This window comes from Flavobacterium xanthum, from assembly GCF_900142695.1.
GTDB lineage: Bacteria > Bacteroidota > Bacteroidia > Flavobacteriales > Flavobacteriaceae > Flavobacterium > Flavobacterium xanthum.
In genome coordinates this window covers 1-21151 of sequence record NZ_FRBU01000025.1, presented here as the reverse complement: position 1 = coordinate 21151, position 21151 = coordinate 1, and the positions used below count along the sequence as shown (strand labels likewise).

At 30.7% G+C, this 21151-nt stretch carries 19 protein-coding genes, 1 tRNA gene and 1 pseudogene; 14 read left to right on the top strand and 7 right to left on the bottom strand.

What is annotated here, in order from left to right; genetic code table 11:
- The first annotated feature begins 121 nt into the window (after nucleotides 1-121).
- Nucleotides 122-1165 carry an NAD(P)-dependent alcohol dehydrogenase gene (locus BUC11_RS11300; protein ID WP_073354137.1) on the top strand — a complete coding sequence of 348 codons (1044 nt, stop codon included), beginning with the start codon at nucleotides 122-124 and terminating at the stop codon, nucleotides 1163-1165.
- Between the two features lie 299 nt (nucleotides 1166-1464).
- Here BUC11_RS11300 and BUC11_RS11295 read toward each other — a convergent pair.
- From BUC11_RS11295 to BUC11_RS11275, 5 genes and pseudogenes are all read right to left on the bottom strand, one after another.
- Nucleotides 1465-1545, bottom strand: a tRNA-Tyr gene (locus BUC11_RS11295).
- A 174-nt stretch (nucleotides 1546-1719) separates the two neighbouring features.
- Nucleotides 1720-2106, bottom strand: a pseudogene (locus tag BUC11_RS11290) (TlpA family protein disulfide reductase); the annotation flags it as partial.
- A gap of 18 nt (nucleotides 2107-2124) precedes the next feature.
- A complete protein-coding gene (locus BUC11_RS11285; RefSeq protein ID WP_073354134.1) occupies nucleotides 2125-2883 on the bottom strand; it encodes a DUF4369 domain-containing protein in 759 nt (252 codons plus the stop codon).
- Between the two features lie 453 nt (nucleotides 2884-3336).
- Nucleotides 3337-3777 carry a KTSC domain-containing protein gene (locus BUC11_RS11280; RefSeq protein ID WP_073354133.1) on the bottom strand — a complete coding sequence of 147 codons (441 nt, stop codon included), beginning with the start codon at nucleotides 3775-3777 and terminating at the stop codon, nucleotides 3337-3339.
- Between the two features lie 173 nt (nucleotides 3778-3950).
- Entirely contained in the window at nucleotides 3951-4196 is a 246-nt protein-coding gene (locus tag BUC11_RS11275; RefSeq protein ID WP_073354131.1) for a hypothetical protein, read from the bottom strand.
- Nucleotides 4197-4286: 90 nt separating this feature from the next.
- Here BUC11_RS11275 and BUC11_RS11270 point away from each other — a divergent pair, with 90 nt between their 5' ends.
- Entirely contained in the window at nucleotides 4287-4832 is a 546-nt protein-coding gene (locus BUC11_RS11270; RefSeq protein ID WP_073354130.1) for a hypothetical protein, read from the top strand.
- 58 nt (nucleotides 4833-4890) lie between these two features.
- On the opposite strand, the gene BUC11_RS11265 is transcribed toward BUC11_RS11270, so the two are convergent.
- On the bottom strand, nucleotides 4891-5286 hold the full coding sequence (locus BUC11_RS11265; RefSeq protein ID WP_073354128.1) for a response regulator: 396 nt from the start codon (nucleotides 5284-5286) through the stop codon (nucleotides 4891-4893).
- Nucleotides 5283-8126, bottom strand: a complete 2844-nt coding sequence (locus BUC11_RS16625) for a PAS domain S-box protein (protein ID WP_084129628.1) — start codon at nucleotides 8124-8126, stop codon at nucleotides 5283-5285. The genes BUC11_RS11265 and BUC11_RS16625 overlap by 4 nt, the downstream gene beginning before the upstream one ends.
- 367 nt (nucleotides 8127-8493) lie before the next feature.
- On the opposite strand from BUC11_RS16625, the gene BUC11_RS16975 reads away from it, so the two are divergent.
- From BUC11_RS16975 to BUC11_RS11195, 12 genes are all read left to right on the top strand, one after another.
- Nucleotides 8494-8646 (top strand): hypothetical protein, encoded by a 153-nt coding sequence (locus tag BUC11_RS16975; protein ID WP_175547747.1) that lies wholly within the window; start codon nucleotides 8494-8496, stop codon nucleotides 8644-8646.
- 11 nt (nucleotides 8647-8657) lie between these two features.
- On the top strand, nucleotides 8658-8900 hold the full coding sequence (locus BUC11_RS11245) for a hypothetical protein (protein WP_073354126.1): 243 nt from the start codon (nucleotides 8658-8660) through the stop codon (nucleotides 8898-8900).
- Nucleotides 8901-8907: 7 nt separating this feature from the next.
- Nucleotides 8908-9297, top strand: a complete 390-nt coding sequence (locus BUC11_RS11240) for a YchJ family protein (protein ID WP_073354180.1) — start codon at nucleotides 8908-8910, stop codon at nucleotides 9295-9297.
- Nucleotides 9298-9431: 134 nt separating this feature from the next.
- Nucleotides 9432-10550, top strand: coding sequence for a vWA domain-containing protein (locus tag BUC11_RS11235; RefSeq protein ID WP_073354124.1), 1119 nt, complete (start codon nucleotides 9432-9434; stop codon nucleotides 10548-10550).
- Between the two features lie 125 nt (nucleotides 10551-10675).
- A complete protein-coding gene (locus BUC11_RS11230) occupies nucleotides 10676-12139 on the top strand; it encodes an AAA family ATPase (RefSeq protein WP_073354123.1) in 1464 nt (487 codons plus the stop codon).
- Between the two features lie 719 nt (nucleotides 12140-12858).
- On the top strand, nucleotides 12859-14139 hold the full coding sequence (locus BUC11_RS11225; protein ID WP_073354121.1) for an oligosaccharide flippase family protein: 1281 nt from the start codon (nucleotides 12859-12861) through the stop codon (nucleotides 14137-14139).
- A gap of 3 nt (nucleotides 14140-14142) precedes the next feature.
- A complete protein-coding gene (locus tag BUC11_RS11220; protein ID WP_073354120.1) occupies nucleotides 14143-15417 on the top strand; it encodes an O-antigen ligase family protein in 1275 nt (424 codons plus the stop codon).
- Between the two features lie 13 nt (nucleotides 15418-15430).
- Nucleotides 15431-16606 (top strand): glycosyltransferase family 4 protein, encoded by a 1176-nt coding sequence (locus BUC11_RS11215; RefSeq protein ID WP_073354118.1) that lies wholly within the window; start codon nucleotides 15431-15433, stop codon nucleotides 16604-16606.
- A gap of 133 nt (nucleotides 16607-16739) precedes the next feature.
- Entirely contained in the window at nucleotides 16740-17660 is a 921-nt protein-coding gene (locus BUC11_RS11210; RefSeq protein ID WP_073354115.1) for a glycosyltransferase, read from the top strand.
- 38 nt (nucleotides 17661-17698) lie between these two features.
- Nucleotides 17699-18820 carry a glycosyltransferase family 4 protein gene (locus BUC11_RS11205; protein ID WP_084129625.1) on the top strand — a complete coding sequence of 374 codons (1122 nt, stop codon included), beginning with the start codon at nucleotides 17699-17701 and terminating at the stop codon, nucleotides 18818-18820.
- Nucleotides 18817-19911, top strand: a complete 1095-nt coding sequence (locus tag BUC11_RS11200) for a DUF1972 domain-containing protein (RefSeq protein ID WP_073354112.1) — start codon at nucleotides 18817-18819, stop codon at nucleotides 19909-19911. The genes BUC11_RS11205 and BUC11_RS11200 overlap by 4 nt, the downstream gene beginning before the upstream one ends.
- 549 nt (nucleotides 19912-20460) lie before the next feature.
- Nucleotides 20461-21105 carry an MraY family glycosyltransferase gene (locus tag BUC11_RS11195; RefSeq protein WP_084129623.1) on the top strand — a complete coding sequence of 215 codons (645 nt, stop codon included), beginning with the start codon at nucleotides 20461-20463 and terminating at the stop codon, nucleotides 21103-21105.
- Nucleotides 21106-21151: the final 46 nt, after the last annotated feature.

Genomic DNA, 21151 nt, shown 5'->3' with positions numbered 1-21151 from the left:
GAATGTTGTATCTGCAGCACTTGATCTCAAATTCAAAAAAAACGGAAAGAAGTGGGAATTATATAAAATCTTTAAATCGAGAGCTACAATATATTTCATAATTTTATAAAAAATAATAAATATGATACCAACGAAAGGATACGCAGTAAAAGATTCTAAAACAGATTTAGCTCCTTGGAACTTTGAAAGACGTGAAGTAGGACCGCATGATGTTCAATTTGACATTCAGTTTTGCGGTGTTTGCCATAGTGATCTTCACCAAATAAAAGACGATTGGGGTGGAGCTATTTACCCGATGGTTCCTGGACATGAGATCGTAGGGAAAGTGATAAAAGTAGGTAGCCATGTCAAAAAGTTTAAAATTGGAGATTTAGCTGGTACAGGTTGCTTGGTAGATTCTTGTAGAACCTGTGAAAACTGTCAGGAAGGACTAGAGCAGTTTTGTTTAAATGGAAGTACGGCAACCTATAATGCTTTAGGACAAGATGGAAAAACACCTACTTATGGTGGCTATTCTAACACGATCGTGGTACATGAAGATTTTGTATTACGCGTTTCTGAAAAATTAGATTTAGCCGCTGTAGCACCGTTGCTTTGTGCTGGAATAACAACCTATTCTCCACTGAAGCATTGGAAAGTAGGAAAGGGTCATAAGTTAGCTGTTTTAGGACTAGGTGGGCTAGGACACATGGCTGTTAAATTTGGTGTGGCCTTTGGTGCTGAAGTTACCGTTTTGAGTACGTCTCCCGAAAAAGAAGCAGATGCAAAAAAACTCGGCGCTCACAAGTTTATTGTGACCAAAGATGCAGAACAACTAAAAAGTGCCACTGGATATTTTGATTTTATTCTTGATACTGTTTCTGCGCCACATGATTTAAATTTATATTTGTCCTTATTAAGAGTAAATGGTGTGCATATATGTGTGGGCGTACCACCAACACCTTATGAAATTCATGCTTTTAGCTTAATTGGTGGTAGAAAAAGTCTAGCAGGATCTTTGATTGGCGGTTTGCCTGAAACTCAGGAAATGCTGGATTACTGCGCTGAGAATGGAATTGTTTCAGAAATTGAAATGATTGATATCAAAAATATTAATGATGCTTACGACCGCATGATAAAAGGGGATGTACGGTATCGCTTTGTAATTGATATGGCGACTTTGTAATAGACAGTACGTATCTAACTAAATCCCTATCATTTTTAAATGATAGGGATTTTTTTATGTCGTATCCCTTAAATTCTCTAATACGAGTGAAAACTAATAGAACTACTTAAACTAAATTTCTTTTGGCCACTATAGTAAAAAGTAAATTCCAAATGTGAGAGTGCATAATGACTTAGTAGTAACGGACTATTTAATTTTAAAAGTCATGCAGACAAGTAAGTCAGACAATGACAATCAGGGGCTAATTTTGATTAAGTAGTGCTATAAAAAAAACGCTGCAATTACTTGCAGCGTTTTAGTGGGGAGAGCAGGATTCGAACCTGCGAAGTTTACACAGCAGATTTACAGTCTGCCCTCGTTGGCCGCTTGAGTATCTCCCCAAGACTCAATAAGCATTGCTTATTGTGCTAACCGGGTGCAAATATAGAAACAGTTTTGAAGTTTCCAAACTAAATTTGCACTTAATTTTAGTATTATTTTTAATGTATTGGTATTGAATAAAATATAAAAATCTCCACTAGGGAGATTTTTATATTTTCTATCAAAGAAGTTGTTTATTTTGCTAAAAGTTCTACTATTTTAGCTCGAAGCGCATCACCTCTCAAATCTTTTGCGACTACATGTCCTGAAGCATCTAAAATAAAAGTAGCAGGAATAGATTCCACTTTGTATTGTGCTGCAATGGGTTCATCCCAAAATTTTAAATTTGAAACTTGGTTCCAAGTTAATTTATCTTTTGCAATGGCTTCTTTCCAAGCTTTGGCATCTTTATCTAAAGAAACACCAATAATGTTTAGCCCTTTGCTGTGTAATTCTTTATAAAGTGCTACAACATTTGGGTTTTCTTGACGGCATGGACCACACCAAGATGCCCAGAAATCAATTATTGTTACCTTACCTAAACTTTCTTTTAAAGATATTATTTTTCCTTCCGGATTAGGAGCGGAAAAATCGGCTCTTCATTTACCGTCCGTTGTTGGGGCAGTTGCTCCAACAGCCGCAGGTGCTTTGATTTCAGCTAGTTTAGTTTTGATGGCTAAGCCTGGTTTTGTCTTTTTCAATGACTCCTCTAATCCGTTGTATAATTTTTCAGATTTTGCAACATCAGCTGTTGGGTCATTTAACATTCCTTGAATAATTAAAGCTGAAATAAATGATTTTGGATGCGTTTCAGCATAAGTAACATATTTTGCTTTTGAAGCTACACCAACTTCTTCTTGAATCTTTGCAAATTCTTTCATCAAACCATTGATAACAACAGTATCTTTAGTTTGTTGTGCAGCATTCATAGCTTCCATATTTTTATTTTGAAAATCCATTAGTTTCTTTTGAACTTTAGTGATTTCCTCATTGAAAGTTACATACTCATCATTATTGTAAGTTCCTGATACTTTCGATTTTTGAATACTATCTTTATTAATAGCAATAGTTACTTCGCCATTTTCTAATATAAAAGGTATTTTAGCTTGCGCTCCTTCTAATTGAATAGTGTAAAATGAAGGTTCAGTTATTGTTCCTTTCATTTCAAATTTCCCATTTTCAACTTTTACAGTATCTTTTGGTAACATCATTCCCGTTGCATCTTGTGTTTCTAAGATAATTGTTTTACCATTTTCAATTCCTGTTGCAGTTCCTGAAATGATGTACTCGTCTTTGCCAACTTTGTTACAAGAAATTAAAACAACAGTTGCCGAAAGTAATAGAATTATTTTTTTCATTATTAATTAGTTAATTGAGTTAAGTCTGCAAAAGTATTTAAAAAATATAAAATATAATTCATTTTAGAACCTAAATTTTTGTTATAATTTATAATTATTTATGTATCGTTTAGAATGAATTGATTAGCCAGTTTTAGATGCTGTCCGTTGTTAATAATAACACTTACAACCATTACCAATGGTAGAAGTTACATATTTTAATGGAGCGGTAAAAAAGATTTAATACTGAAAACTGAATCTGTTTTGGTATGATTTGTTCGTTGTTGAATCGGTAAAAACAGCATTTTTTTAAAAGGATCATAAATAGTGATGCCGAAACATTTTAAAAGGTGTCCGTAGTATCAATTGAAGTAAAAATTCTTTAAAAAAGTAATAGTAGAAGAAAAGAAGTGCTTTGAAGTCAAAAAAAAAGCATCCTATTAAGGATGCTTTAAAATTTTATGTGGTAAAGAATTAATCTTGATTGATTGTTTTTCTCCAAGTAAACGAATTTAGAATGTGTCTTTTCGCAAATCTTCCAGGAGAATCAGCGTTGACCATTTTTACGTAAGTTGCTTTAGGAACACTAATATATTCATAAACACTACCGTTTGAGAAATTGATGATTAATCTTCCTTCAACAAACTTATAGTCTGAAATTGTAGCTGTTGCTATTGTTTCAGTATATTCTGGTAAGTTTAATTTTAATGTTTCAGGATTGATGCTAACCAAGAAATGATAAGCTTCAATGATTTTTTTACTATTTTCTTCAGCAGCTTTCAATCCAGCTTCATCGCCCTGAAATTTATCAGGATGCGCTTCTTTCATCGCATTACGATAAATCGTTTTCAAATCTTTTAGCTCTGCAGTTTTGTCTACATTTAGCAGTTTGCGGTATTCAACTATTTTTTTCATAAATAAGGTAACTACTTGTCTTTTACTATAAAATCAATATAATTTGATTTCAAAATCGACAAATTTTTTGCAAAGGTACACTTTTTTTTATTTTTTTGGTTTATGACCAACAAATTTTAAAAAAAAGTCTTTTCTAAGGGTTGGATTTCAAAGAATTAAAGCTCTAAAACAGGTTATTGTTGTGGCTTATTATTCGCTTTATCGAAATTTTTTGATTTTTTTGGATACTTGTTATGGCTGATATCGCTAGGATTTTCGATAATTGATTTGATGGTTATCCAATCTCCTACAGTATATTTGGTAGCCATTTGGTAGTCTAAAAGATATTGTCCACAAAAAAAGTTGTTATTTTCATCTTTTTCCATGATTCCGGTGTAAACCCCTTTTTGCAACATTCTTTCTTCAGAAGCTTTAGTCATAATAATTTTTTTAAAGTAAATCTTGTCGGCAAAGTTAATCAATTATACATTGTCTTGCTAGGATTTGCTCTTTCTGATTATCTTTGCTTGATGGAAATTTTTTTTCGCCCCAACCCAAATTCTTTCAAAAATACTTTTTGTGTATTTAGTGAAATGCCTATTGAGACTGTCAATGGCATGAAACTGCAATACGATAGTAAGTCGGGAAGTAAGTATTATTATACTAATTTAGGAATGTATCGTGTATCCAATCATTGGGGACGATTAGCAAATAGCAAATGGCGTTTAGAGCCATTAGACCCAGTAACTCCTTCTAAAATTAAATTAGGTTTCGCTCCATGGGACCACTTTTATCCAGATAATGCTTTGGAAGAACTCTATTATTTAGAAGTAAATTTCTCAAATAAAACCGTTAATTATCAGCATAAAAACAATCCAAACTATGATAAAAAAGCAATTTTGCGAACTAGTTTTGAAACTACCAAGCGCATCAAACAAGTTCGAAATTTACTTACTTTAACGTCGTGGGCTCGATATTTTGATTGTAATGATATTGATCTTTTGAGACAACAAATCATCAATGAACTCCTCTTTACTACTAAAACATTAGAAGAAATAAAAAAAGAATTTCACTGATGTTAGTTCTGACAGTATTGTTTGCTATTTTTTTATGAAGCTTTATTGCATTCTTTTATTAATCATTTGAAGCAATTAATACCAAATCATTTACAGTGATGGGTTTGGAGAGGTATCCTAAAATATTTTCATACGATTTTGATTTGTTTTTATCTTCAATGGCAATCGAGGAACTGACAATATAGACGACGATTTCTTTTTGCAATTTAGGTTTTATAAGTGCCATTGCTTCCATAAATTCCCATCCATCCATTATAGGCATATTGATATCCAATAAAATGATGTCCGGAAGATCACCATTAATTGCTGCAGCATGATGCAAGTTATCAATTACTTCTCTACCATTTTTGAAAGAGGAAATCGCCGAAAACATCGCTGACCTTTGAATTATTTTGTTTACTATAATTTGGTAAATGGCATCATCGTCAACTATCCAGATTGCTTTTTTTGTCATTGAATATAAATTTTAAAGGTAGTTCCAACATTGGGTTCGCTTTCCACAGTAATATTTCCTCCCATCGCATCAATTTGATTTTTGGTGATAAACAATCCAATTCCTTTGGAATCAGAATTGTTCGTGAAAGTCTTGTACATACCAAAAATTTTGTCAGCGTTTCTCACAAGATCAATACCTATGCCATTATCTGAAATTTGAAGTACTTTCCTATCATTTTCGACCGCTAAATTAATTTTTATGATGGGTTTACGGGAAGAATGTCTGTATCGAATTGAGTTTGAAATAATATTATACAGTATACTTTCCAGATAAGCAGGGTTATAATTAATAAAAGTATCCTGCGGTATATCAGATGAAATAGTTACTTCATGACTGGTGATTTGTTCAGAAAGCACACTTTTTACAGTTGTAATATAATGTGCTAAATTCAAAGATTCAGATACTAGTCCAATATTATTTCTAATATTTATGACTTCATTTAAGTGTACCATGGTTTCGTTAAGAGAACCGGAAACAGTTTTTAATAACTGTATCATTTGTTCTCTTTCTTCTTCGGATTCAGAGGATTCAATCAAAGAAACGATAGAGGCGATATTGCTGGTGTGTGATCTTAAATTATGGGAAACAATATAGGAAAAATTCAATAATCTTTTATTTTGTTCGGTGACCATAGTGTAGGAAGTATTCAACTCTTTTTCCGCTTCTTTAGTTTTAGTTATGTCAATCATAATACCACGTAAACTAATTGCTTTGCCATTTTCTAAAACTACGTTTACGATGTCCCTGAGCCAAACAATAGAATGGTCTTTAGCAACCATGCGATATTCAAAGTCATGGTTTAAATTTTGTTCTGTTTTCAGTTTGCAATAATTCCGAACCATTTCTTGGTCTTCCCAGTAGATATGATCCTGCCAAAATGTAGGTTCTGCAAGCCATTCGGCAGCAGTATATCCCAAAATATTTTCTACTTTTTTACTTATAAAATTAAACGAAAAGTTTGTAGCATCGCATTCCCAAACTATTCCGTCAATGGTATTAATTAATGATTCTACTCTTTGTTTTGTGTCGAGGATAATTTTTTCAGTGGCCATTCTATCTGTAATATCTTCTGTAGAGACAATGATTCGTTCGAATGTTTTTGTGTAACTTTTAACTATATTCCATCTTAAATTAATGTTACGGAATTCTCCTTTGGCATTTTTTATTATCGTATCGATAATGAAGTGCTTCTTCCCTTGGGTGATAGCGATTAAATTCTCAATGAAATCTTTTTTGGATCTTATGTTAAATAGTTCTGACTTCGCTTCAATTAAATCTTCTTTAGATTTGACCTTGTATAATTTTAAACTGGCCTTATTTATATTAATGACCTGAATTAAGGAATGGCACTTTTCTACAACGAGTGGGTTGGCATAAAAAAAAGCAGTTACTATATCTTTACTTTTATTTAATAATTTCAGTTCTTCTAAGTACTTTTTAACTTCAGAAAAATCTTCTTCTCTTAACGGCATTGGGGAGTCTTCAAACAGACTCTTAAATCGTGTTTCATTTTTTTTAATTAAATACTCAGCTTCTTTTTTTGTTGAAATATCCTCAACTATAGATATGTGTGTAGTTACTTTTTTATTTTTTTTTAATAGCGGAGAGACAGTTGAATTTATCCAAACAATAGCACCCTCTTTTGTAATGTACCGCTTTTCCATTGTATACGCTGCAATCTTTCCTTCTCGCAGTTTTTCAAGATTCAGTAAATCTTCTTCTATGTCTTTTGGATGGGTTACGAATTGAAAGTTACGCTCTTTCATTTCCTGCTGTGTATATCCTAATAATTGGCAATATTGATTGTTGATTTCAATAAAATTTCCTGTAAAGGTATCTATGTGAGCAATTCCTATCGCTGCTTGATCAAAAATAGCCCCAAATTTTATTTCAGAATTTAAAAGTTTAGTAGCCTGAATACTCACTAATGACTGTAATTCTTCCGGTATTTTTAAAAGCGTAAATATTAATAGCCCAAAAAGTGCGGCTATAATGATTCCAATGATTCCAGGAATTAAAATTTGAGAATAAAGATAATTTTGATTTTTTGAAATGATGTATAACTTCCAATCACCGTCCGGAATTTTTATTGAAACATTGTAGTTGCTGGAAAAATCGCTTTTATTAGGTAAATAAAAAATTTCTTTCTGCTCTGTAGGGTCATATTTTGAAAATTGAAAATAATATTTAGAATCATCTATATTGTCGATTCCCGATGATTTCAAAAGTGTTTCTAGTTTGATAATTACCGCTGAAAACCCCCAAAATTTATTATTTTCAAAAACGGGAAACCTTCCTACAATTCCCATTCCGCCTTGCTTTAATTTTAAAGGCCCTGCAAAATACATTTTTTGAGTTGCAATTGATTTTAAAGCTTCCTCCTTAAGATAAGGATCCGTTAGAATATTTAAATTCATAGCCGCTTCATTCCCTTTCATGGGATATATGTATTTTATAATTCCTTTTGGAACTAACTGTACCGCATTAATATTGGCATTTGAGGCCATTAGTGTTTTGCCAACACTGTCAAAATTTTCAGGAATCCCGTTGCTATCGATAGTGAGTGCTAAAGTCAGTGTAGTGGTATAACAATTTTTAAGCGATTGTTCAATGTTTTGATGCACGACATGAAGAATCGTGTTCATTTCGTTCTGCTCGTCTTCTTTTATCAATTTATATTGCTGTACTACGATAAAACTGGCAATAAAACTCAAAAATAAGAACGTAATTACTCCCGTTATTTTTGGCCTTTTAAAGAACCATTTAGTCAATTTAGTGTGTTTTTTTTCAGAGTTCATATAGGGAATAATATGTTTTTGATCACTGCATCATTAAAAAACTAAATATATAAAAAAAATGTTCAGGAGGAAACTTTTTGATATTTAGTTATCTCTTTAATTTTCAATGTTTTACATCATTTTTTCTTGCAACGCCAATAATTATGACCTTTTTAATAGTTTTAGAATTCGAATTTCTTTAAAATCATCTTGAAAAATTAGGACTACACATTCTGATTTGGAGAACCAAAATTGAAAATCATAGCTAATGCTATTTAAAAGAACAAATTGTCAAATTAAAAACAACTTGAATTTCAATAAATAACCCGAACTTTGCAGGACATTTTTGAATCAAATAAATGAATTCATAATTTTTTAGCATAAGACCATGAGTAGAAATAACGACAGAAATATTAAAAAACACAACGACAAATTGCATAAAGCACAAGATAAAGTAAAGCAAGCGGAAATTGTGCGCAAAGAAAAGTTAAAGCAAATTGTAAAGAAGTTTAATGAAAATAACGCTTCGGAAAAGAACTAAAAAGGCGCATCATGGAAATAAATAAATTTGACCAAGTAAAAAGTGGTGTTCAAGAAATAATTGATTTTATAGCTGAAAAAAATGCCAACGAAGCCAACAATAAATTAGTTGAAGTTAGTGAAGAGCTAGATGAATTACTCGATTTTGCCGAAGAAGATGAAGACCTGATAGAAATAAGTAGGTATCAAGTTTTGTTGAATCAATTACACCAAAGAATAGTAGGACTTAATGGCCAAGCAACAACTTCTCTTTAAAAGTAGCATGCTAAATAGCAACCAGAATACTTGTTTTTGCGGTTTGGGTAAATCCTATCAGGAATGTTGTGAACCCATTATTAATGGCATTCAAAAAGCAACAACAGCTGAATTGTTAATGCGTTCTCGTTATTCGGCCTATGTGACGCATCAAGCTGATTATTTGGTAGCAACAACTCATGTCTCCAAAAGAAGTTCCCATTCTAAATCAGAAATTCTTAATTGGGCGACCAGTAATAAATGGCTTCAATTAGAAATTATATACGTCACCGAATATACGGTGGAGTTCAAAGCCTACTTTTTGGACTCTAAACGGCAGCAGCAAATTCATCATGAACTTTCTTCTTTTAAACTTGAAAATGGGAATTGGTATTATGTGGATGGGGAATTCTTTTGATTTTTTTTAGATTACGTTAGAAAGAGCATTCTTGGCTCCATTATTCGAATACCTATTTTTATTGAAACGCTTTTAACTAAAAATTAATAAACGTTTGTGCAGGGTCATTTGAAAATGATGTAATTTTAACAATTATGAAAAATGACAATAGAAAAGGTTTTTATTTCAAGCAATACGAAGCGCCAAATCAATCTCCGTTTGATAAACTCTTTGGAATTTTCAAGGAATTAATCACACATACTTCTGGAGATTTTGATGAAGCAATCGACTGGTTGCGGGAATTAGACAAAGAATATAAATTGACGGATGAAAATTACACCATTGATAATTTTATCGAAGATTTAAAGAAAAAAGGATATATCCGTGATGAACTTAAAGAAGATGGAAGTTCAGGAATTGGAATTACATCAAAAACAGAGCGAGCTATTCGGCAGCAGGCTTTAGACACTATTTTTGGGAATTTAAAGCGCAGTGGCAGTGGAAATCACAAGACCAAACATGCCGGAAATGGTGACGAACATACTGGTGAATTTCGCGAATTTCATTTTGGTGATGGACTAGAGCGAATCTCATTGACAGAAAGTTTGCGAAATGCCCAAATCAATAATGGAGTCGACAGTTTTATGCTGACTGAAAATGATTTGGTTGTTGAAGAAACACAATTTAAATCTCAGATGAGCACCGTCTTGATGATTGATATTAGTCACAGTATGATCTTGTATGGTGAAGATAGAATTACACCAGCTAAAAAAGTAGCAATGGCTCTAGCGGAACTAATTACAACACGTTATCCAAAAGATACTTTAGACATATTAGTTTTTGGAAATGATGCTTGGACGATTGCTATTAAAGATTTACCTTATTTAAAAGTAGGACCATTCCACACTAATACGGTCGCAGGCTTGCAACTAGCAATGGACTTACTTCGTAGAAAACGAAATACCAATAAACAAATATTCATGATTACGGATGGGAAACCAAGTTGTGTTCGGGAAAAGGACGGTTCGTATTATATGAATAGCAATGGTCTGGATGAATATATTGTAGATAAATGCTACAGTCAAGCGCAACAAGCCCGTAAATTACACATTCCGATTACTACTTTTATGATTGCTAATGATCCTTATCTACAGCAGTTTGTCAATAAATTTACCGAAGCCAATCAAGGAAAAGCGTTCTATACTGGATTGAAAGGTTTGGGCGAAATGATTTTTGAAGATTATGAAACTAATAGAAAGAAGAGAATTAAATAAAACGGTAGAAACGACTGTAGAGCAAAAAAAATAAAGAGAACAGGATAATTAATCAAGATAATAGATAGCAAGAGCAGGAAAACAATTTTTAAAGTAGTCCCTCTTTCAATCGTTAAATTTCAAACATGAAAATAGAAAATATAAAAACATTAGGCGAATTAAAAAAATCAGGATACGAAAGCAAAAGCATAAAAGATGAATTGCGTTTGAACCTGAGAGAAAAAATCAAATCAGGAAAACCAACATTCGAAGGCGTTCATGGATTTGAAAATACGGTAATTCCAGAGTTGGAGCGCGCCATTTTATCACGTCATAACATCAATTTACTGGGACTTCGTGGTCAAGCCAAAACGAGGTTAGCACGTAAAATGATTGAATTATTAGACGAATACATTCCGTTTGTAGCGGGTTCAGAAATTAATGACGATCCTTTGAAACCAATTTCTCGTTTTGCCAAAAACTTAATTGCCGAAAAAGGGGATGAAACTCCCATTTCTTGGCTGCACAGAAGCGATCGGTTCTTCGAGAAGCTAGCTACGCCAGACGTAACTGTTGCCGATTTAATAGGAGATGTAGATCCGATTAAAGCCGCAAATCTGAAATTATCCTATGCTGATGATCGAGTGATTCACTTTGGGATGATTCCAAGAGCGAATCGCTGTATTTTTGTAATTAATGAATTACCTGATTTACAAGCAAGAATCCAAGTTGCTTTGTTTAATATTTTGCAAGAAGGTGACATTCAAATCCGTGGTTTCAAATTAAGAATGCCCTTGGACATGCAATTTGTCTTTACGGCAAATCCAGAGGATTACACCAATCGTGGAAGTATTGTAACACCATTGAAAGACAGAATTGGTTCTCAAATTTTGACACATTATCCCGATACGATAAAAATTGCGAGAACAATTACAGAGCAAGAAGCTAAATTAGATAAAGTGCAGAATGATATGGTCTATGTTCCTTCATTAGCGAGGGACTTATTGGAACAAATCAGTTTTGAGGCTCGTGAGAGTGAATACATAGACAATAAAAGTGGTGTAAGCGCCAGATTGAGCATTACTGCTTTTGAGAATTTATTAAGTACAGCGGAACGCAGAGCATTGAAATCAGGAGCGGATCACACTACTTTACGTTTGTCTGATTTTATGGGAATCATCCCTGCGATTACCGGAAAAGTAGAATTAGTATATGAAGGAGAGCAGGAGGGTGCAGCCGTTGTAGCACAGCACTTATTAGGCGATGCAATCCATACCTTTTTTCCAGCTTATTTTCCAAAAATTGAAAAACTGGAAAAGCAAGATGAAAAAACAGCTTATACAGATATCATCGAATGGTTTTTTGCCGAAAGTGGTTTCGAATTACTAGATGATTGTTCTGATGAAGAATATGAAAGAATCTTGGGAAATATTGTTCCTCTTGAAGTTTTAATCAAGAAATATCAACCTCAACTCGCCAAGGAAGATAAATTTTTCATGAAGGAATTTATACTTTGGGCTTTGGTTGAATACAAAAAACTAAGCAAAGATCGTTTTTCTGAAGGCTATCAGTTTAAAGATATTTACGGAAGTTATATCAGCAAATTATAAACAACCTACGGTTTTTTAACAAATAAGTCATTTAAGGAATTGCTATTTTGTAATTTCTTAAATGACTTATTTGTTTAAAATTAAAATCTTGCTTTTACAATTATACATAGTTTCTCTTCCTTTATTTTATACTTTGGGACTCTTCAAATTCCATCATATTTCCTTTAAATTTATAAATCTCCTTTTAATATTTGTTTATTAAACATATAGACCAATAAACATCTGGATTTGCTATGTTGTTGATAACATGTGTTTTGAGGTACATTTAATTATGTTTGTAGATGTTTTTAAAAAAATAAATACTTACATTTGATAGAGTGTAAAAAATGAAGCATAGTTTTTTAATTAAAAAGTTGACAGCATTTATGTGACTTTCAACTGCGAAGCCGTAAAAGAAATTTTCTATGAATTATTTTTTTAGTAAAATTATCTTTCCCCATTTAATTATTCAGCCATCTTTTCAAAGCAAAGCATAATGAATATTTCAAAAAAATTTTTAGGTATTATCTCAATTATAATTTTAGCATTCTTTTTAATTGCTATGGCTGGATTTGTAATGTTTGCTTAGATTAACATTTAGAAGTATTTACTTTTTAATGCAGCAATGCGATAGAGTTAAACTGAAAATACCTCGATTTTGTTTTTGAATAATCATTTTATTTATTTAAAAAATTGAAACCTTAGCGTTTGTTGAATTTATAATTAACTAAAAAAAAATAATGATTGAAAAATTAAAAAGAGCGGAGAACAAAAAGTTGTTTTCTAATCTTATATCATTATCATTTTTACATGCAGTTAACTTACTATTACCATTAATAACATTCCCCTACTTGGTAAGAACACTAGGAATAGAAATTTACGGACTTGTTATTTTTGCACAAGCATTTATTAGCTATTTTTCTGTTATAGCTGAATACGGATTTAATTTTTCCGGAACTAGAGAAATATCACTGACAAAGAATAATATCGAGGAATTAACGACAACTTACAATTCAATTATGACAGCACGTTTTGTATTAGTTATTTTGTGTTTAATTATAATGGCAGCTGTAGTTTTTAGTTTTGAAAAATTTTCAATGCATTGTGAGTTGTATTTTTTTACCTTCGGTAGTGTCATTGGAACATTTTTATTTCCAACTTGGTTTTTTCAAGGAATGGAAAAGATGAAATACATCACAATTTTATCTGTAATTTCAAAAGTTATTTTTACAATTTCGATTTTTGTATTTGTAAAATCACCAAATGATTATTTATTAGTGCCATTATTAAATTCTGGAGGATATATTTTTGTAGGGATTATTTCAATGATTTTGATAAATAAAACTTTTAATGTTCCTTTTAAAATTCAAAATTATAAAAATGTACGGAGGCATGTTCAAGAAGGGTATTATATTTTCATTTCTACAATCTCTACTAGTTTTTACACAACTACGACCACAGTTGTTTTAGGTTTGGTTACTAATACAACGATGGTTGGTTATTATGCAATTGCAGAAAAAGCTTTACGAATAATTGTAGCCATGTTTTCACCCTTTACTCAAACACTTTATCCTCATATTATTCAATTAGTCAGAAAATCATCTGAAGAAACTGTAGTTTTTTTGCAAAGAATTTTAAATTTTACAATTATCATTTCAATTTTTATATGGATAATCGGAGTCATTTTTGCCGAACCAATTTTTCATTTGTTGTTTAGTCAAAATGTAAATCATTCAATAGTAATATTTAGAATTTTATCCCCTTTAATAGTAATACTGCCTATTGCTTCAATATTATTTAATATTGTATTGTTACCTTTTAAAATGGATAAATATTTTTCTAGAATCTATATGACAGGCGCAATTTTAAATTTGCTTGTCTTGGGAATTTTACTTTTTGGATTCAAACTATCAACTACTGGGGCAGCTATATCTTTATTAATTTGTGAGTTTACTATAACAATTTATGCAGCAATAGTACTTCAAAGAAACAATATAAAAGTATTTACGTTTTATAAATAAATCATGGAAAGATTTCTAAAATCAAATAAAAATGACCCCGCTCTCTGGTATACTGCCCTGTTATTGGTTCTTTCTCAAACAGACTGGGATCAAGCTGTAGTTTTTTTGTCAATTCCTTTATTGATTCATCTTGAGCTAAATAGGTCTGTAAAAGCGTCTCGTGGGTTAAAAAATATTTTTTTTTTGAAGATGATTGTTTTTATAGGATTCTTTGTGGGGCTAGTCCGTTTGGCAGACTTTAATTTGTATTATTTTACAAGAGATATAATGTACTTTATTCAAGCTCCACTATTTATTATTATCGGGTTTTATATGTCTAAAAAAATAATTGATTTTAGAGAGCTAATAAAAGTTATTGTAATAAGTTCACTTGTAATAACTATTTATAATTTGATAGAGTTGGTTTTAAATCCGGCATTACTTGCCCAGCTAGGTCTTGAGACAAGATATGGGTATAGCTTGTCAAATCCAACAGCATTGTTAGCATTTACAATATTGTTTTATGCAAGAATATGCAAATTCAAGTTATTTGAAAATTTTCAGGAATGGTTTATAATGGGGATTTCACTATTCTCAGTTGCGATATCATTTTCGAGAACAGATTATTTTTTATTATTGGTAATGATTTTAATTCCCTTTATTGACAAATATATTACTATTTTGAAAATCTACTGGGCAACCGTATTTGTGGTACTATTAATTATTTTTGGAGGGTTTTTCATAAAAGTTGAATCCAGCGCAATAGAAGAAGACACATTTCAATCAAAAATAAATCATTCTTTCAATGAAATCCTTGTTCAAGATTACGAAACATCATTTGAAATTAGCCAGAATTGGCGCGGTTATGAAGCTTTCTTAGGACTTACAAAATTCAGTGAAGGGAATTTTATTGAGATGTTAATAGGTCAGGGTTTCGGTACTGTTGTTTATACTCCTAATTGGATTTTTAATGGTGAAATGGATTCATTAGATGTTTTGCCTATGTTCCATAATGGTTTTATTACGGTACTACTAAAAACCGGATTACTTGGAATAATTTTTTTCTTTCTTTTTTTATTCAAACTTTTACAAGTCGCCTCAAGAGTCACTTTTCAAGAGTGCAGTAAATTAGAAAAATTAGCATCCATGCTCTTACAGGCAGCTGTATTTACGGTTATGCTTATAACTTTTGTAGTTCATGGAATTTTTACAACAACAACGCCCGTGCTACTATTGATTTTAATTGGAGCTACACTTAAAATGAAATCAGTGAAAGCAAAAATTATAAAGTTAAATTAATTTTAGCTCAAACATGAAAGAAAAACTTACAGTTGGGTACCTCACCGCAAAAAATCCAAAGGATAAAAGAAGTTGGTCAGGAACTCATTTTAAGATGTATGAATCCTTAATGAAAGAAGTTGATGAAGTTTATTTAATTGCGCCAATAAAGCATAATTTAATGATTAAATCAATGCTTTTAATAAACACTGTTATAAATCAGCTGTTTTTTTTTAAAAGATATGATAGATCCCACAGTTTGATACTAAGTAAATTTTATGCTTCTCAAATCAAAAAAAAACTTGAAAATAAAAAAATTGATGTAATTTTTGCTCCAGTAGCAGCCACAGAAATAGCTTATTTGGAATCGTCAATACCAATATGTTATTTATCGGATAGTTCTTTTGGTCAACTGAATAATTATTATGACTATTTTTCAAATATTTCCGATTTTTCTTTTACAGAGGGTGATTTAATTGAAAAATACGCAATAAAAAAGGCCGTCACTCATGTTTATTCTTCCACTTGGGCAGCTGAATATGTAATTAATAATTATAAAGTTGATAAAAGTTCTGTTTTCACAGTGAAATTTGGGGCTAATCTAGATTTTATACCGCAACGAGCAAACTTAAACAAAGAATTCAATAGTACGATAAATTTTCTTTTTTTAGGAGTGGATTGGGAAAGAAAAGGCGGAGCAATTGTAGTAGAAACATTCCGTATTTTAACTAATAAAGGGTATGATATAACCTTAACAATATGCGGCTGTATTCCTAATTTATTGACAAATGACGATAAAATTAAAATAGTGCCATTTCTTGATAAGAATAAAGGGGAAGAATGTGATGTTTTAGTAAATATTTTACACAATACACATCTGTTGTTTGTTCCTACCCGTGCTGATTGTACTCCTATAGTGTTCTGTGAAGCTAATGCTTTTGGGATACCGGTTATCACTACAGATACGGGGGGTGTAACCTCAATTATTGAAAATGGTATCAACGGTTTTACTTTGCCGTTGACCGCCACACCAGCTGACTATGTGGCAATTATACAATCTCTTCTGGATGATCGGGGACAGTTAAGTACGCTATCTTTAAACGCCCGCAAGAAATTTGAAAACGAATTAAATTGGGATATTTGGGGCAGGAAAATGAGAGAAATACTTCGACTGACAAAGTATTCAAGCAAAAAGAGCGAAAACACATAGGAGTTTAGCATCTAAATAATTTACATATTTTTTACTAAATGTAACTTCTGTCTATTATAACTTTTTAAGGCTAAAATTTCTGTATAACAGGCGCTTTTTAAATTAATTTAAAGTGATTTTAAAACAGTATTAAATGAAAAATACAGATCAATTAGACTCTATTTATGTTATAATATTGAATTATCAATCCTATAAGGACACGATTACATACGTCGACTGTTTACAAAAACAGGAAAAAATAGATTTAAATATCCTAATAGTTGATAATTGCTCGCCTAATAAATCATATGATATATTAAAAGATACATTCTTAGCAATAAAAAATATTGAAGTAATTCTTAGCGAAAGAAATGGAGGTTATGCCTACGGTAATAATTTTGGTTTACATTATCTAAAGAAAAAGGAGATAGATTTTATTGTAATCAGTAATAATGATATTTCGATTAACGACACATTATTACTATTTAAAATGACTAAAGAGTATAAAAAGTTAAAAAACCCGGCTTTTGTCGCTCCTATAATGCGTGATAATGGAAAGATATCAAAAATGTCAGCGTGGAAAACCCCCAGATTTATAGATGATATAAAAGGCTCACTAATCGCATTAGAATTTATTTTTCGTAATGAATACTTCTACAGAGGGAGGCAAATTTATAATACGGAACATCTTTCAGAAATTAAGCCAGTTGATTGTTTAGCGGGATCTTTTTTTATGGGTGTCAAAAAAGTGTTTTTTGATATAGGTTTATTAGACGAAAACACCTTTTTATATATGGAAGAATCTATAATAGGCATTAAAGTTAAAAGATTGGGCTTGAATAATTACCTTTTATATAACTTAAATTATGATCATTTAAGCTCGCAAACAATTTCAAGTAATTTGAGTTTTATTAACATGCATAAATATGCTTTTCAAAGTAAATTGTACTATCATAAAGAATATCTTAACTCCAATAGCTCAAGAATTTTTTTATTAAAATCGTTGTTCGAAGTATGGAAAATTGAAAGTTCTATTGTCCGTAAGATAAAATTATATTTGAGTGAAAAGAGTTAACTCGATGCATATCGTGATTTTTTTAAATTAATTTAAGTATGAAAAACTATAAAATTTTTGTTGATGCACATATTTTTGACGGTGAATTTCAAGGTACGGTAACGTATGTCAAAGAATTGTATTTAAAGGTTTTATTTCTAGACCCGAACATCACCTTATATTTTGGTGCAAATAAACTTGAAAATATTAAGGAGTATTTTGTAAATCAACCTAATGTCAAATACATTCAGTATTCATCAAGAGGAAGTTTCGAAAGAATTTTTATAGAAATACCTCAAATAATCAATAGATTAGGTTGTACACATGCTCATTTCCAATATGTTATTCCTTTTATTAAAAATAAAAACTGCAAATATATTGTTACAATACATGATATTCTTTTTAATGATTTTTCTAATGATTTTTCTTTTTTGTATCGATTGCAACGCAATATATTATTTTTTTTAAGTGCTAAAAGGAGTGATTATTTATTGACCGTCTCAGATTATTCCAAACAAAAAATTGCCAAACAATTTAACATTAAAGCAAATGAAATAATAATAACACCCAACGCTGTTTCAGATGATTATTTTCAATTTAAAACAGCCAAAGAGGTGTCAAAAAAATATATTAGTGACCGCTATGCCGTCCAAAAGTTTATACTTTATGTAAGCCGCATAGAACCGAGAAAAAATCAAAATTTATTAGTTAAAGCTTTTGCAAAGGAAAAACTGTATGAAAAAGGATTTTCTCTCGTTTTAATTGGAGACAATACATTGCATAGTGGTCTTTTTGATGACATAAATGATTTAAAAAAAGAAGTTAAAAAATCCATTTATTGGTTTAGAAAAGTTACTGATTTAGATTTGAAAAATTTTTTAAATGCAGCAGAATTTTTTGTATATCCTTCTAAAGCTGAGGGGTTTGGCATCCCTCCACTAGAAGCTGGGGCATTATCTACACCTGTTGCATGCTCTAATACTACTGCTATGGCTGATTTTGATTTTTTTAATCCCTATTTTTTTGATCCGAATAATTACGAGGAGTTTGTTAGAATAATTAATCAGATGGCACAAAATGTAAAAAATATAGATTTAAGCGCAATACAATCAACAATTAAGGGGAAGTATTCGTGGGAAGAAAGCGCAAGAATCATGCTTGAAAAAGTAATTTTAGCATGATACAAAAAAAAATAGCCATTATCGGCACTGTTGGTCTTCCTGCTAAATATGGTGGCTTTGAAACTCTTACTGAATATTTAACGAAACACTTAACTGATTCATTTGATGTGACGGTTTATTGCAGTAGTTTTTTTTATCCTAAAAAGCTTAAAAGTCACAACAATGCTCAGTTAAAATATATCCCATTAAATGCAAATGGTATGCAAAGCATTTTATACGATATAATTTCCATTTTTAATGCGTTATTTTATGCAGATGTCCTTTTGATACTGGGAGTTTCGGGCTGTGTAGTTTTACCGTTTATTAAATTGATATCTAATAAAGTTATTATTGTTAATATCGATGGGTTAGAGTGGAAACGTACAAAATGGGGGAAAGCAGCTAAAATATTTTTAAAATTTTCCGAAAGAGTAGCAGTAACTTATGCTGACAGAGTTGTTTCAGACAATAAAGTAATCCAAGATTATGTGAAATATGTTTATAATATCAATAGTGAATTAATTGCTTATGGTGCTGATCACACAAAGAAAGAAGCATTAAGTTCCGGTGTTGTATCTGAATATCCTTTCTTGGCTAAAAAATACGCATTTAAAGTTTGTCGAATTGAACCAGAAAATAATATTTATTTGATATTGCATTCCTTTTCAGAACATCCAAGTTTAGATATTGTTGTTATAGGGAATTGGAATAATAGTAATTATGGTAAAGAAATGAAATTGAAATTCAATAATTTTGAAAACATCCATTTATTAGACCCTATTTATGATCAAAACATATTAAACCAGATTAGAAGTAATTGTTATTTCTATGTTCATGGCCATAGTGCAGGAGGAACTAATCCGTCATTAGTGGAAGCAATGTATCTGGAGTTGCCTATTATAACTTATGGCATAAATTACAACTTGGAAACTACAGCAAACAAAGCTAAGTACTTCAATAATAAAAATGAATTACTAAAGATTGTATCAAATATTAAGCAGGAAGAATTAAATGAGATTGCTAAAGACATGAAAAACGTAGCAAATAAAATATACACTTGGAAAGTAGTTTCAGCCGGTTATGCTAATCTATTCCTCCTAAATTCAAAATAATTTTAGATTAGTAACAAAGAATTAATTTTTTTAACAATTTATTTAAGTTGATCTCTTTTTTCTGCAAAACACCTTAAAAATTTAATTTTGAGGTGTTTTTTTTTGTGAAATAATGATTGTTAATTTATTTATAAATTACTTTTTTTATAATCAAAAATTACTTTTATACCTAGTATTTAAAATTGACCATATAATATTTAGAACTTTAATTAAAATTTAACGTGCTTTAAATCAAAATTTTAAAGAATTATACCTTTAAACGAATATTTTGGTTAATGGTAGTTAAATTTTTTTAGGACCGGTAATTATATTTAAATTTAATCTGGAAATATAACCTTATTTATAACTGCCAATAAAAAAATAATTACCTACCGTATTTTTTTATTTTATAAAATTTAAAAAAGTCTTTTTCAACTTTAATATTCTTTAATCCCCGAAAAAGAATGGTTGTAAGATTAAAGTTAGACTTGAATTATTTAGCCGTAGCTTACAGTAAGAACAACTGTTTTATTGTAAAAAAATATTTTATAATTTTAAAAAAATAAAGAAATGCTCAAAGAAATCATGTCTAATTTTACAGTATTAAGTTTACTGATAGTGATAATTTCATTTCTGTTAGTATACACTATTATACCAAAAATATATGGGATAATAAAAATTCGGAATTTAAGTGATGAACCTAATAACCGAAGTTCTCATTTTTGTTCAACACCTACTATGGCTGGTGTAGCCTTTTATATAACGATTATAATGACACTTTTTTTTATAAAAAATTTTGATGTAGAAAATATTGGTCTAAATCTAATAGCTGCGATAACAGTTGTATTTATAATAGGTTTAAAAGATGATTTGGTCGTCACCTCTCCAATAGCCAAATTAACGATGGAAACCATTGCTATCATTTTTTTGCTAGTTTCTAATTCTATGAATTTCACAACGCTGAATGGTTTTTTAGGAATACATAAATTACCTGAATTATTAGAGTATTTTGGAATTATTTTTATTTTATTAACCATTATTAATGCATTTAATTTTATTGATGGAATAGATGGTTTAGCTTCCACAATAGCAATTGTAATATTTAGTGTGTTTTCTTTAATTTTTTATGCTTGTGATTTACACTTTTACTTTTTAGTTAGTTTGAGTATGCTGCTCCCCAAAAAACGTACAACTTTTTGTGTGAATTTAAGATAGGATTAAAAACCTTAAATTAGCAGAATTATGTCAAGAACAAGAAGAG